The 12784-nt window shown below is 56.2% G+C and carries 14 protein-coding genes; 8 read left to right on the top strand and 6 right to left on the bottom strand.

Features of this window, described 5'->3' with window-relative positions; genetic code table 11:
• Positions 1-86 precede the first annotated feature (86 nt).
• From IEW09_RS14095 to IEW09_RS14075, 5 genes are all read left to right on the top strand, one after another.
• On the top strand, positions 87-458 hold the full coding sequence (locus tag IEW09_RS14095) for an ArsR/SmtB family transcription factor (protein WP_188554839.1): 372 nt from the start codon (positions 87-89) through the stop codon (positions 456-458).
• Positions 459-595: 137 nt separating this feature from the next.
• On the top strand, positions 596-1801 hold the full coding sequence (locus tag IEW09_RS14090; RefSeq protein ID WP_188554838.1) for an acyltransferase family protein: 1206 nt from the start codon (positions 596-598) through the stop codon (positions 1799-1801).
• 83 nt (positions 1802-1884) lie between these two features.
• On the top strand, positions 1885-4272 hold the full coding sequence (locus tag IEW09_RS14085) for an LptF/LptG family permease (protein WP_188554837.1): 2388 nt from the start codon (positions 1885-1887) through the stop codon (positions 4270-4272).
• A 110-nt stretch (positions 4273-4382) separates the two neighbouring features.
• Complete coding sequence (locus IEW09_RS14080) at positions 4383-5171, top strand: glycosyltransferase family 2 protein (protein ID WP_188554836.1); 789 nt, start codon at positions 4383-4385, stop codon at positions 5169-5171.
• Between the two features lie 36 nt (positions 5172-5207).
• Positions 5208-5660: a cobalamin B12-binding domain-containing protein gene (locus tag IEW09_RS14075; protein WP_188554835.1), complete on the top strand. Its 453-nt coding sequence runs from the start codon at positions 5208-5210 to the stop codon at positions 5658-5660.
• Here IEW09_RS14075 and IEW09_RS14070 read toward each other — a convergent pair.
• Genes IEW09_RS14070 through IEW09_RS14050 form a run of 5 tightly spaced genes read right to left on the bottom strand, consistent with a single transcriptional unit; the run spans position 5617 to position 10244 of the window.
• Positions 5617-6354 carry an SDR family oxidoreductase gene (locus IEW09_RS14070; RefSeq protein ID WP_188554834.1) on the bottom strand — a complete coding sequence of 246 codons (738 nt, stop codon included), beginning with the start codon at positions 6352-6354 and terminating at the stop codon, positions 5617-5619. The two genes, IEW09_RS14075 and IEW09_RS14070, sit on opposite strands and share 44 nt — an antisense overlap.
• 38 nt (positions 6355-6392) lie before the next feature.
• The gene (locus tag IEW09_RS14065; protein WP_188554833.1) at positions 6393-6818 is read right to left on the bottom strand and encodes an acyl-CoA thioesterase; all 426 of its coding nucleotides are present in this window, start codon (positions 6816-6818) and stop codon (positions 6393-6395) included.
• Positions 6819-6857: 39 nt separating this feature from the next.
• Positions 6858-7640: an enoyl-CoA hydratase/isomerase family protein gene (locus IEW09_RS14060; protein ID WP_188554832.1), complete on the bottom strand. Its 783-nt coding sequence runs from the start codon at positions 7638-7640 to the stop codon at positions 6858-6860.
• Positions 7641-7647: 7 nt separating this feature from the next.
• Complete coding sequence (locus IEW09_RS14055; RefSeq protein WP_308420560.1) at positions 7648-8535, bottom strand: hydroxymethylglutaryl-CoA lyase; 888 nt, start codon at positions 8533-8535, stop codon at positions 7648-7650.
• On the bottom strand, positions 8532-10244 hold the full coding sequence (locus tag IEW09_RS14050; RefSeq protein WP_188555261.1) for an acyl-CoA carboxylase subunit beta: 1713 nt from the start codon (positions 10242-10244) through the stop codon (positions 8532-8534). Before IEW09_RS14050 ends, IEW09_RS14055 begins: the two co-directional genes overlap by 4 nt.
• Before the next feature lie 94 nt (positions 10245-10338).
• On the opposite strand from IEW09_RS14050, the gene pncA reads away from it, so the two are divergent.
• Positions 10339-10971 carry a bifunctional nicotinamidase/pyrazinamidase gene (gene pncA / locus IEW09_RS14045; RefSeq protein ID WP_229739322.1) on the top strand — a complete coding sequence of 211 codons (633 nt, stop codon included), beginning with the start codon at positions 10339-10341 and terminating at the stop codon, positions 10969-10971.
• On the top strand, positions 10968-11327 hold the full coding sequence (locus IEW09_RS14040; protein ID WP_188554831.1) for a hypothetical protein: 360 nt from the start codon (positions 10968-10970) through the stop codon (positions 11325-11327). The genes pncA and IEW09_RS14040 overlap by 4 nt, the downstream gene beginning before the upstream one ends.
• Here the strand turns inward: IEW09_RS14040 and IEW09_RS14035 are convergent.
• Positions 11324-11938: an HD domain-containing protein gene (locus IEW09_RS14035; RefSeq protein WP_188554830.1), complete on the bottom strand. Its 615-nt coding sequence runs from the start codon at positions 11936-11938 to the stop codon at positions 11324-11326. The two genes, IEW09_RS14040 and IEW09_RS14035, sit on opposite strands and share 4 nt — an antisense overlap.
• A 183-nt stretch (positions 11939-12121) precedes the next feature.
• Between IEW09_RS14035 and IEW09_RS14030 the strand changes: the two genes are divergently transcribed.
• Entirely contained in the window at positions 12122-12652 is a 531-nt protein-coding gene (locus tag IEW09_RS14030) for a helix-turn-helix domain-containing protein (RefSeq protein WP_188554829.1), read from the top strand.
• The last annotated feature ends 132 nt before the right edge of the window (positions 12653-12784 follow it).

Here is a 12784-nt window from a genome sequence, read left to right as displayed (position 1 = left end):
AAGCTGTGAAGTCCTGCTCTATATCATCCTTGCAGGTGCAGCATTTCTTCGCTTGACATATTCCTATATAAGAATATTATATCTATATGCCACGCGCTGCCACTACAACCGATGTCTTCAACGCAATCGCAGAACCCCGACGGCGCGAGATCATCGCCGTACTTGTAGACGGCAAGGAGCACGCAGTCGGCGAGGTCGTTTCGACGCTTCGCCTGCCCCAGCCTGCCGTCTCCAAACACCTGAGTGTGCTGCGCAGGGTTGGCATCGTAACCGTAAGCAAGTGCGGCCAGTCGCGAATGTACCGTCTGAACCCAAAAGAGTTGAAGCCTGTGCACGACTGGGTTAAGACGTATGAGCGCTTCTGGACTCATCAGATTGACAAGGTCAAGGAACGGGCGGAGCAGAAGATGATGCAGCGTATCGCCCGTGAAAACCAATTCACCGAAGAAGGGGAGTAGCCGCACGGCTTTATAAAAGCGACAGAACTATCTGACACTCCGCGCCTTATGGCGTGCACGTTTACTAAGAACACACCACTAGCCACATAGCTGCTTTTTTCGAATGAGCGCTCTCGATTCATGACGGATCATGAGACATGCCATTCGAACCGGTAAATCTGAAAGCAAGCTGGAGACGGCTGGACGGGGTAGATCTACTCCGAGGCCTTGCAATCTTCTTTGTGCTGATGAACCACGTCAACATGCGATTGCTTGGCGCAAAAGTGCCGTATACCAGAGGACTTCCTCATCAGCTTGTATTTTCACTGGTATGGAACGGCCAATTCGGTGTCCAGATGTTTTTTGTGGTCTCCGGTTTTCTCATTACCTCCACGACACTTCGCCGGTGGGGAACGTTGTCGGCTGTCAACGTGCACGATTTTTACCAGCTACGCTTCGCACGAATCGCTCCTCTTCTATTCCTGCTGCTGGCAGTGTTGAGTGGCCTTCACTTCGCACATATCAAGAACTTCGTTGTCCCGGCAAAAACTGGAGGGCTCGGACGAGCGCTGCTTGCGGCGCTCGCCTTTCACGTCAACCTGCTTGAAGCGCGTCGTGGGTATCTCCCGGGCAATTGGGACGTCCTCTGGTCGCTCTCTGTTGAAGAGACGTTCTATCTCTTCTTCCCTTTGGTCTGTCGACTCTTTGGCCGAGGCAAGCTGCTCATCACGCTTCTGCTGGCGTTTGTCGTCCTTGGTCCTTTCGGTCGCACGGTACTTACTCACGGGAACGAGGTTTGGCAAGAGTATTCCTATCTCGGAGGCATGGACGCAATTGCCCTTGGCTGCCTGACGGCACTGACGGTATCGCGGCTGCGCTTCTCTCGACTGCAGCTTTGGATGCTTAGCGGCGCAGGCGTAGCTTTGCTCATCTTTAGCCTCTGCTTTTCCATCCGGGCATACCTCTGGGGGCTTGGCCGCAACGGCCTCAACATGACGATTCTCGCGGTGGGCACCTGTATGCTTGTCGCGGCGGCAGCGCAGACCCAATGGAGAAGCCCACGCGTGCTCAGTCCGCTTCGCAAGCTAGGCCAACGCAGCTATGAGGTTTATCTCACTCACATGTTCGTGGTGTTTGCCCTCTTTAACTTATTTGTCAGGCTCGGCAAGCCGATGCGGGGTGTGCCAGTCCTTTTCATCACTGTCATTGTGATTGCAGGGCTGCTGGGTGAGGCTGTCGCGCGCTTCTTCTCCGACCCAATGAACCGGTTCCTCCGCAAACGTTTTGGCGATGGCTCCGACAGGCTCGGATCCGTCGTTGAGACCGATAGCGGCGTTCAGCATCAAAGGAACCTCGTGGTGTAGCGAGAATATCTGCGCTTTGCTGATCTTCCGCTCACCTGCATACCTGCGCCCGCGATAAACTCAATCCAGGCAACTATCTGTCCATGCGCATCTTTACCCGCTACATTCTCCGCGAGGTCACCTCCTACGCTCTGCTGGGCGGAACTCTCTTCACCTTTGTGCTCTTCATGCGCGACCTCGGCAAGATCCTTGAGTTGGTGGTTCGCGAATCGGCTTCCATCGGCCAGGTCTTCCTGGTCTTCGCCTATACACTGCCGAGCGCTATTACTTACACCATTCCGATGGCAGTGCTGGTCGGCATTCTTCTCGGCCTCAGCCGCCTTGCCTCCGACAGCGAGATTACGGCGATGCGTGCCAGCGGCATGGGCGCTATGAGCTTTGTGCGTATCGTCTCCATCGTAGCCGTCGTCGCCCTGGGATTGGGACTGTTCAACTCTCTCTATCTTGGGCCGCGCGCCTCTGCCGGTCTGCTGCAGCTCGGAGATACGCTGAAGTCTTCGCAGGCCTCCTTTGAAGTACAGCCGCGAGTCTTCTATGAAGATTTTCGGAACTATGTTCTCTATATTCAGAATGTGAAGCCCGCCGCCGGAGCCGCGCTCTGGGACCATGTGTTTCTAGCCGATCTCACGCAGCCTGCCACACCACACATCACGACGGCAGAACGTGCTATCGTCGTGGCCGGAACTCCCGGCACCGCTGACGCTCAGACCATCCGCCTGCACATGATCGACGGAGGCCAGCATGAGACCACGGCAAATAATCCGAACCAGTACAACATTATTACGTTTTCTTCGACGGATATTCCTATCGAAACAGAGGCGCCGCCCGACACACACCTGGGCCGTGTCGATACACCGATTCTTGCACTTCCACTGCGTGAGCTTTGGCATCGCAGCAACCAGGCCGGAGTGCCGGAGAACTTAGCACGCAGCTACCGCATCGAGTTTCACAAGCGTTTTTCTTATCCCTTTGCATGCCTGGTGCTGATGCTGGTCGGCGTGCCTCTCGGCCTCTCTTCCAAACGCGGGGGAAAATCGACCGGCTTCGTGCTCACGATTTTGCTGGTCTTTATCTATTACTTCTTGTCGTCGGTGGGAGTGGCCTTCGCCAAGAATGGCAAGCTCTCGCCCTTCCTTGGAGTATGGGGAGCCAACTTTATCTTCACAGGCGCGGGCATCATCCTGCTCTACCAGATGTCTCGTGGAAACCTCGCGCTCGGCATCTTCTCAAGCATTGGCGGTTCGATCAATAAGCTCTATGCGCGGCTGATTTCGCGTGGCGGGAACGAGAGCATAGCAAGCAACCTGACTCCGGATATCGCAACAACTTTGCGGCGGTTTCGTCGAACCTTCCGTATTCAGTTTCCACTGCTGCTCGACGACTATGTCATGCGCGAATACGCTGCCAACTTCGCGCTGATCCTCTCTAGCTTCTCGGCGCTCTCCATCATCTTCACCTTTTTTGAGCTGATCGGCGACATCTTCCGCAATCGCACACCACTGTTTACCGTGGGCGAGTATCTTCTGAACCTCATCCCCTTCATTCTCTACAACGTCACGCCACTCTGCGCGCTGGTCGCGGTGCTGGTCACCTTCGGCGCTCTAAGCCGCAGCTCCGAGATCACGGCGATGAAGGCTACCGGCATCAGCTTGTATCGCATCATTACGCCCGTGCTCATCGTGACGTTGATGATCTCCGCAGGACTGTTCGCTTTTGACGAACTCTATCTGCCTGCTGCCAACCGAAGGCAGGAGGCTCTGCTCTCGGTCATCAAAGACAAGCCCGCCCAGACCTTTCTGCGCCCAGACCGCAAATGGATCTCAGGACAGACGACAGACTCCGGCCAGCCTTCACGGATTTTTTATTATCAGTTCTTCGACGCGGATAAGAACGTCTTCGCGAACTTGAGCGTCTTCGAGTTCGAACCCCACTCCTTCGCGCTGCAACGGCGCATCTTTGCTTCCAGCGCACGATGGGACCCTCGGGTCAATCGTTGGATCTTCGACGATGGTTGGCAGCGCACCTTTGCCGGAGAGACCGTCGCATCGTACCAGCCCTTTACCGTAGCTACGTTCCCTGAGATTCGAGAGCAGCCGGGCTACTTCAAGAAGGAGAATATCCCCTCGCAAGAGATGTCTTACGGAGAACTCTCGCGTTACATCTCCGATCTGAAGCAGAGCGGATTCGATACGACGCGGCTCAGCGTGCAACTAAACCGCAAAGTTGCATACCCACTAATTACTCTGGTGATGGCAATCCTGGCAATTCCCTTCTCGCTTTCCATGGGCAAGAAGGGCAGTCTCACAGGCATAGCCACCGCGATTGGGCTGGCCATCGCCTATTGGGTGGTAGCCGGAGTATTTGAGGCTATGGGCAACGTCAGTACGCTGCCACCTCTGCTCGCAGCATGGTCGCCGGATCTTCTCTTCGGTATTGCGGGTACATATCTGCTGCTCCGCAGCTCTACTTAATCGAACTGTCACGACAAATATCGCTATCTGCGGTAGCATAAGCCACATCAGCTCAGCAGAATGAACATATCAATTTTACGAAGGATGCAACGCTATACCTCTGCGACACTATGCCGCAAACCCTGTCGGTAGCTATCATCACGCTCAATGAAGAGGCCAACCTTGGCCGAACCCTCGCTAGCGTCCAATTTGCCGACGAAGTCATCGTTCTGGATTCCGGTTCGACCGACAGGACTCTTGAGATAGCCAGATCGTTTAAGAACACGAAGGTCTTCTCCGAAGAGTGGAAGGGATTCGCCTCGCAGAAAAACTCTGCGATTGAGAAGTGCACAGGGACATGGGTTCTCTCGCTCGACGCCGATGAAGAACTTTCTGTTGAGCTGCAGACCGAGATTCGTGTTCTCTTGCTCGGAGAGCCTCGTGCCGACGCCTACATGCTTCGCCGCCGCAATCTATTCCTTAATCGCTGGATGCGACACGGTGGCTACTACCCCGATGCCAAGCTTCGCCTCTTTCGCCACCATTCCGCCAATTTTGCGCCCGGTACGCGATTCACGGAACGCCCCGTGCATGAGACGATCGCGTTTGAAGGTAAACTCGACACTCTCCACCACGACCTGATCCATCATGCCTATCCCACGATTGAAAGCTATATCGAGCATATGGACCGATATAGCACCCTGGGAGCTCAGATCGTAACCCAAAAGGGAACGACGAGCCGCTCATGGCTCGCGTTCTACTGGAACATCGTTGCAGTGCCTGGCTTCACCTTTGTGTGGAACTACTTCTTCCGCGGCGGCATTCTTGATGGCCGTGAGGGCCTGCTGCTGCATCTCTACCACTCCACCTACACCAGTTGGAAGTACTCCAAGGCCTGGCAGACAACACGCAAGGGCTGACATCCTACATGCAAGGCCGCGTATACTTACGCCTCGATGGAGCGTTCCGCACCAATTCGTGTTCTGGTAGCTAAACCCGGTCTCGACGGACATGATCGCGGCGCCAAAATTATCGCCCACGCTCTTCGCGATGCCGGCATGGAGGTCATCTACACCGGTCTGCGGCAGACGCCGGAGATGATCGTCGCTGCTGCAATTCAGGAAGACGTAGATTGCATTGGCCTCTCGATCCTCTCGGGCGCACATAACGCCATCGTTCCTCGTATCCTTGCCCTACTCGAACAACAAGAGGCCAAAGATATCCTGGTTGTACTCGGCGGCAGCATCCCCAATCAGGACGTGGAGAAGCTAAAGGAAAGCGGCGTCGCGGCCATCTTCGGGCCGGGAACGCCGCTTGAAACGACTGTCGAATTTATTCGCAGCAACATCAAACCGCGAGGATTGCTTACCAGGGCAGGGTCTCACCCATATGGAAGTAGCCGCCCGTAGGACCGTCATCCGGCAGAGTCGCCAGTTGCACTGAGGTCTTAACTCCATCCTCAATCTCGAGCATGGCTCCTTCGCCGCCCATCTCCGTCTTCACCCAGCCGGGATGCGCTGAATTCACCTTGATCTTCGTATTCGCAAGCTCGTGGGCAAGATGAATCGTAAAGGAGTTCAACGCAGCTTTGGAGGCGTTATAGGCAAAAGTTTTCGCATCATAGACGTACGACCCCTTGGTGGCATGAAGCGTCAACGAGCCGAGAATGCTGGACAAATTCACGATACGACCAGCCTTGCTCTTGTGTAAAAGCGGCAACAGAGTTTGCGTCAGACCTACGACGGCGAAGAAGTTCGTGTCGAAGGTCTTTCGCAAAATCTCTTCCGAGGTCGTGCTGGTCTCGTTCGGTCCACGATTGTCCAAAAAGATACCGGCGTTATTGACCAGGATATCTAGCACACCGAAGTCTTTTTCGATAGTGTTGGCGGCCGCTGTATAGTCCGCTGGATTATTTACATCCAGCTTAATTGCCTTGGCATCGATGCCTTCTTTCTTCAGAGTCGCCGCCGTAGCCTCACTCTTTGCCAGATCGCGAGCAGCGACCAGAACGGTAATACCCTGCTGGCCCAGCTTTCGCGCTGTCTCCAGCCCGAGACCCCGGTTAGCTCCGGTAATCAGCGCAACTTTTTTCGTTTCACTCATCGAGATGCCCTCACTGTATTCCCTGATTGGGATTCATTTTATGAGATGAGATGCGCCGCAAAACGTTCCGCATATTTCTGCGGAAGAGCTCGCTTTTTCATGTCGGCACCGACGACCACATGCACCGTCTCCCCTTCGCAGAGCAAGACATTATCCACTGCGCGCACAATCTTATAGCCGAAGCGAATCACCGCTCCCCGAGCCGCCTCCAGTTGCGTACGCACAATCAACTCGTCGTCATAACGTGCAGGCAAGCGATATCGTACTTTGGCATCGACGACCGCGATACCACAGCCTTCCTCACGTTCCATCGATTTGTAATCGAGGCCCAGCTGACGAATAAACTCTACGCGCCCTACCTCAAACCAGATCAGATAATTCGCGTGATAGACCACCCCCATCTGGTCGGTCTCCGCATAGCGCACGCGCACACGAGTCTCGCCAAGGGACGGTTTCTCTGCCATAGCGTTTATCATCTCTCCAGTTTACTGAAGATCGGCCCGCTATTTGCCCCAGACCGGCTTCCGCTTCTCCAGAAATGACGCGATACCTTCGCGAAAATCGTAGGTTGTTCTGATCTGCGCATGCGCCGCCAATGCATGCGCAATTGCCGTATCAAGCCAAGCTTTATTCTGCGCAGCCAATAGCCGCTTAGTCGAAGCCATGGATTCAGGGCTATTGGACTTCAAGCACCGCGCAAGCTCGTAGGTGCGCGCATGCAGCTCTTCAGGATGCACAACCACCTCATTCACCAAACCAAGCCTATGAGCCTCCTCCGCCGAGAAGAGCCGCCCCGACAGCAGAAGATCTCGCGCCCGTTTATCGCCGATCTGAAGCGTCAAAAACGCTGCCACCAGAGCCGGGACAAAGCCGATCTTGACCTCGGTATAACCGAACTTTGCACCGTGCACAGCCAGCGTAAAATCGCAGATCGTTGCCAGCCCTGCACCGCCGGCAATGGCCGCTCCATGCACCGACGCGATCGTCGGCTTGGGCAACTCATACATCATGCGAAAGAGCCGCGCCACACGCTCTGCGTCCTCCGTATGCTCGTTCACAGGTTTATCGTTCATCTCCTGCAGCGAACTCAGATCGAGCCCCGCACAGAAGGCCGCTCCTGCACCTGCAAACACAACCACACGACAGCTTCCCGTAGCAGCTTCTTCCAACGCAGCCAGCAACTCTTCCTGCATCTTTGGCGTCATCGCATTGCGCCGCTCCGGCCTGTTTAGCGTAATCGTCCGAATGCCACTCTCTTCCGCAACCAGGATCGTCTTGTAGCTCATAAACCCCTCACTGGACCCGCACACCAAATTTACGTGAAATCTCCGAGCTCGCCGCAAGCAAACTGTCCAGTGGAAGCAGAGGCGGCAACTCTGCTCCCAACGCCTTCAACTCTTCTAATACCTCCTCTGTAGGAAGATTCCCCACCAGCACATCCTGGGCAAACGGACATCCTCCCAGGCCACCCATGGCAGTATCAAAGCGTCTGCACCCCGCGCCATAGGCCGCTCGCACCAGCTCTCGCGCATCTTCGTAGTGACCATGAAGATGCACTCCTATCTCCACCGCATCGTGCACTGCCATTACATCGGCTACCACGTCGGCCACCAGCTTTGGCGTCGCCATGCCTACCGTATCGGCAAGCGATATCTGCGTGACGCCGCTATCGATCAGCAGATCGCAGGCATCGACCACTTCGTCAATGCTCCATGCATCGCCATAAGGATTGCCAAACGCCATCGAGATGTAAGCCACCACGTCCATCCCCGCCTTATACGCCAGTGTTCCGATCTGCTCTAATGCATCGAGCGACTCCTCAGGCGTCTGGTTCTGATTGCGCTGCAAAAAACCGGGTGAGATCGAATAAGGAAAGCCCAGCGTCTGCACTGCCGCCGACTTGATGGCTCGCTCCGCGCCCTTCACATTCATCACAATACCGATGATCTCCACATCTTCCGGAGGAGCGAGAAACTCGAGCACCTTCTCCGAGTCCGCCATCTGCGGCACGGCCGCAGATGAGACAAAACTAACTGCATCGATATGTTTAAACCCGGCTGCAACCAACAACCGTAGATAGTCGGCCTTTACCTCTGCCGGCATATGCACAGGCAACGCCTGCCAGGCATCGCGCGGACACTCGATCAACTTCACCAAATTGCTCATAGCCAAGTCTTTCATGTCTGCAAGACTCCGGGATTGAATCTTGCCACATCGGGATTCAAGCTGGCGGCCTCCAACGCAGCGATCAATACTTCTCTGGTCGAAGCAGGATCGATAATCGCATCAATCCAAAGTCGGGCCGCACCGTATCGCGGGTCGGTCTGAGCGTCGTACGCCGTCTTAATTTCGTCATACAAGGCTCTTCGATCGGCGTCCGTCAGCACCTTGCCTCCGCGCTCCATCTGCTTCACCTTCACCTCAACCAGGGTATTGGCAGCCGAGACCCCACTCATCACCGCATATCGAGCCGTCGGCCATGCGAACAGAAACCGCGGATCGTATGCCTTGCCACACATCGCATAGTGCCCCGCACCGAAGCTGCCACCAACGATCACCGTAATCTTCGGCACCACGCTTGTGCTCACGGCCGAGACCATCTTTGCACCTGCGCGGATAATGCCGCTCCACTCCGCATCCTTACCCACCATGAAGCCGTTTACGTCGTGCAGAAAGATCAGAGGGATGAGGCTCTGGTTGCAATCCATGATGAACCGCGCCGCCTTCTGTGCGCTCTCCGTATAGATGACACCTCCAAATTCCGTTCGTTTGCTGCCGTCGAGTGCTGCCTGCTGCTGATGTACCTTCTGGTTGGCGACAATGCCCACCGCCCGCCCGCCGATGCGAGCATATCCGCACAGCACGGTTCGGCCAAAGTCTGCCTTGTACTCATCGAACTCGCTGCGATCGACGAGCCTCGCGATGATCTCACGCATGTCATACGCATTTGAAGACGCTCTGGCCGGATCAGCATCTATCAAGCCATACATCTCCTCGGGGGCATACTTCGGCGCATCTTTTTGGGCGTCATACTCCACCATGCTGAACGGAGACTTCGCCGGAACGCCGATCTTGCCAACCAACGAACGCAGTCGTGCGATGCACCGAGCATCGTCCGCTTCCTTGAAGTCGACCGTCCCCGAGATCTCCGAGTGCATCGACGCTCCCCCAAGCTCCTCCGCGCCAGTCTTCTGACCGATGGCCGCCTGCACCAGCGAGGGTCCTGCCAGAAACAACCCGGACCCCTCTGTCATCAACACCGTATCGGTCATCACCGGCAGATAGGCCCCACCAGCCACGCACATCCCCATAATCGCAGTGATCTGCGGCACGCCCAGTGAGCTCATGACCGCATTGTTGCGAAAGACCCGGCCAAAATCGTCCGTATCCGGAAAGACCTCCTCCTGCAAGGGAAGAAAGACCCCCGCAGAGTCCACCAGGTACAGCGTGGGAATGCGGTTCTCCAGCGCAATGGTCTGCGCCCGCAACACCTTCTTCGCCGTCATGGGAAAAAAAGCCCCTGCCTTCACGGTGGCATCGTTGGCAACGATCATGCACAATCGGCCGTTTACCCGCCCCAGACCCGTTATCACTCCCGCAGCCGGAGCGCCGCCATACTCCTCGTACATGCCATGAGCCGCCCACAGTCCCAGTTCCAGCAACTCTGTCCCTTCGTCGAGTAGCAGCTTCAGCCGCTCCAGCACCGTAAGTCTTCCCTTGGCATGTTGCGCCTCCGCCGCCTTAGCCCCTCCGCCCTGTCGAATCCGATCTTCCTCTGTTCGTATTCCACCAAGCAGGGCCAGTAAAGCGACCTTGTTTGCCGCAAACCGTGGTGTCTTCAGGTCCAGTTTTGTCGCCAATACGTTATTCAACTTCGAGATCTCTGTCATCACACCGCCCACGAAACTCGCCAGCATAGCACGATAGCGTGTCAGATTGCCCAAACTCGTCTGCACTTGCCTCAAGAGGTACGATTAACCTGCCATGATGATCGCACCCCAGGCCAATGATGCCCTGCTCGTCATCGACATGCAGAACGACTTCTGCCCCGGCGGCAACCTCTCCGTTGCCGAAGGCGATCAGATTGTCCCGACGATCAACGCGCTCGCGCAGAAGTTCGAGCACGTCATCCTAACCCAGGACTGGCATCCTACCCAACACATCTCTTTCTCCACCACGCATCATAAGCAGCCCTTCGAGACCATCCAGGCTTCTTATGGCCCACAGACTCTCTGGCCCGAACATTGTCTGCAAAATACGCCCGGCGCAGCCTTTCATTCGGCCATCGACATTCCCCACGCCGAGTTGATCCTGCGCAAAGGCTTCCGCCGCCACATCGACTCCTACTCCGCATTCCTCGAAAACGACCACTTCACCTCAACCGGCCTCGCCGGATACCTTCGCGAGCGAGGCTTGCAGCGGCTCTTCCTCTGCGGCCTCGCCTATGACTTTTGTGTCCGCTACTCCGCCATCGACGGCACGGCTCTCGGCTTCGAGTGCCTCGTCGTTGAAGATGCCAGCCGCCCGGTTAGCCTGCCTCGCTCGGTCGCCGAGACTAACGACGCCTTCATCGTCGCTGGCGTCCAGCGCATCCAGTCCCGACAGATTCTCGCATGAGGCGGCTAACTCCAAACCCGGAGTTTCCTTGGCTCGAAACCCAGGCGCGAGTCACCTCATGCAAGTACGATTTCGGAGAAGGACGCGCGCTCGCCTTTGGCATCCCCACGAGCAAACACTTCCTCATCACCTTTAGCTACTACGCCCACGGCAAAACCTATACCGGCGAGTTCACCTCGCGAACCTACCTCGAGCAGGGCAAAACCTTCAACATCACCTACAACCCATTAGCTCCACAGCAAAACAACAGGGCTGCCAATATTCCTGATACTAAGACCCCACTCTTCGCCATCGGAATCATCGGCTCCGTCATCCTCTCACTTGTCTGGTTCGCCATGATGCGTGGCTGCCACTAGCTCTCATTACCGCCTGCTAATCCCAGTTCGCCGGCCCGTTCCTGCATCGCCAACAGGCAGTTCGCGACATGCTCATCCAGCGAAATCCCTAAAAGCTCCGCCCCAGCCGTCATGTCCTCCCGTTTCACCGCACGGGCAAATGCCTTGTCCTTCATCTTCTTCTTCACGCCTGCGACCTCTACATCTGTGATCGCCTTCGTGGGCTTCACCAACGCACAGGCTGTCAAAAAACCGGCCAGTTCATCGCAGGCAAATAAGGCCTTATCCAGATGCGTCTCCGGCTTCACTCCCGAGTAGTCCGCATGGGCCAGAACGGCATGTAACACAACCTCCGGCCAGCCCTGCTCGCGCAAGTGAGCCACACCGACGAAAGGATGTTCTTCAACAGAAGGATGCCGTTCGTAGTCCATATCGTGCAGCAGGCCTGCACAGGCATAATGCCCTGCGAAGTCCGCGGCCTCAGCACCCGCAAGCCCCAGCCTCGCGGCTTCTCTCCACCCATAGGCTTCAGTACAAACCGATACCGCCAGCCCGTATTTTCGCAGCGATTCGCTCTCCGTCCACTCGTGCAACAGGAGCAAAGCCCTGTCTCGCGTAAACCCCTCACTCATCTCACACCTCGCCTTACAAGTTACTACCTTGATTCCTCTCCGGTTTTTTTAGGCATTTCGCTAATAATCAACGGGTTTCCCCTTGACTGTTCAGTAACCCGGTGTCATTCTAGGCACATCACACGCTCCGTTATCGGACGTGTGCTGCGGTCCTTGCTCTGGGTCCGCCCGCTACATACAACTATGGCAACCATGATGGCTCCCGTCCAGCAACGTGAAGTGCTGCGTTGTGATCATTGCAGTCTGGTGCAGTTTCGCCCGTCGAACGCACTTTGCCGCCGCTGCCACAAAAGTCTCGAGGTCGAGGTGCCTGAGCCAGTTCTGGCACTCAAGATCGTTCCCCCACAACCAGCGCAAGAGGGTGGCCTGCAAGTTGCCACAGCCGTTCGTGACCTGCGGCACGTCCGCAATCTGTCGCAACGTCAGCTGGCAGCGCGCATGAACGTGCCACGCACCTATATCTCCAAGATCGAGAACGGCAAGGCCATGCCTACTCTGTCCTCGCTCGACCGTCTGGCGAAGGCCCTGCAGGTGGACATCTCTACCCTGCTCCGCGACTCCAACAACCGCCATCGCGACGAGACCGCGGTTCTGATGACCGATCCCTTCCTCGCCGAGATTGCCGAATACACCTCGCAGCTCGACGCATTGCAGCGGTCGATTTTCCTCAATCACGTTCGCGAACTCGCTGCCGGACGGCGCCGTTCGGCGTAAGCCTTCCCTGACCTCGCGGCACAGCGCGCTCCATCAAAAATGGGGTGTGTTGTGCCGCCTCTCCTTCGCCCCGCAAACCTCTTCCACAAGAGGCGTTCATTGCACACGCTATCTCAGTGTGCTAGCGTCAGT

The sequence above is a fragment of the Edaphobacter dinghuensis genome (assembly GCF_014640335.1).
GTDB classification, from domain to species: Bacteria; Acidobacteriota; Terriglobia; order Terriglobales; family Acidobacteriaceae; genus Edaphobacter; species Edaphobacter dinghuensis.
This window is presented reverse-complemented; position numbering and strand designations above follow the sequence as displayed.

Excerpts from the sequence above, each read along its gene's own strand:
- IEW09_RS14095 (WP_188554839.1), top strand. The coding sequence starts at position 87 with ATGCCACGCGCTGCCACTACAACCGATGTCTTCAACGCAATCGCAGAA.
- IEW09_RS14090 (WP_188554838.1), top strand. The coding sequence starts at position 596 with ATGCCATTCGAACCGGTAAATCTGAAAGCAAGCTGGAGACGGCTGGAC.
- IEW09_RS14085 (WP_188554837.1), top strand. The coding sequence starts at position 1,885 with ATGCGCATCTTTACCCGCTACATTCTCCGCGAGGTCACCTCCTACGCT.
- IEW09_RS14080 (WP_188554836.1), top strand. The coding sequence starts at position 4,383 with ATGCCGCAAACCCTGTCGGTAGCTATCATCACGCTCAATGAAGAGGCC.
- IEW09_RS14075 (WP_188554835.1), top strand. The coding sequence starts at position 5,208 with ATGGAGCGTTCCGCACCAATTCGTGTTCTGGTAGCTAAACCCGGTCTC.
- IEW09_RS14070 (WP_188554834.1), bottom strand. The coding sequence starts at position 6,354 with ATGAGTGAAACGAAAAAAGTTGCGCTGATTACCGGAGCTAACCGGGGT.
- IEW09_RS14065 (WP_188554833.1), bottom strand. The coding sequence starts at position 6,818 with ATGGCAGAGAAACCGTCCCTTGGCGAGACTCGTGTGCGCGTGCGCTAT.
- IEW09_RS14060 (WP_188554832.1), bottom strand. The coding sequence starts at position 7,640 with ATGAGCTACAAGACGATCCTGGTTGCGGAAGAGAGTGGCATTCGGACG.
- IEW09_RS14055 (WP_308420560.1), bottom strand. The coding sequence starts at position 8,535 with ATGAAAGACTTGGCTATGAGCAATTTGGTGAAGTTGATCGAGTGTCCG.
- IEW09_RS14050 (WP_188555261.1), bottom strand. The coding sequence starts at position 10,244 with ATGACAGAGATCTCGAAGTTGAATAACGTATTGGCGACAAAACTGGAC.
- pncA (WP_229739322.1), top strand. The coding sequence starts at position 10,339 with ATGATGATCGCACCCCAGGCCAATGATGCCCTGCTCGTCATCGACATG.
- IEW09_RS14040 (WP_188554831.1), top strand. The coding sequence starts at position 10,968 with ATGAGGCGGCTAACTCCAAACCCGGAGTTTCCTTGGCTCGAAACCCAG.
- IEW09_RS14035 (WP_188554830.1), bottom strand. The coding sequence starts at position 11,938 with ATGAGTGAGGGGTTTACGCGAGACAGGGCTTTGCTCCTGTTGCACGAG.
- IEW09_RS14030 (WP_188554829.1), top strand. The coding sequence starts at position 12,122 with ATGGCAACCATGATGGCTCCCGTCCAGCAACGTGAAGTGCTGCGTTGT.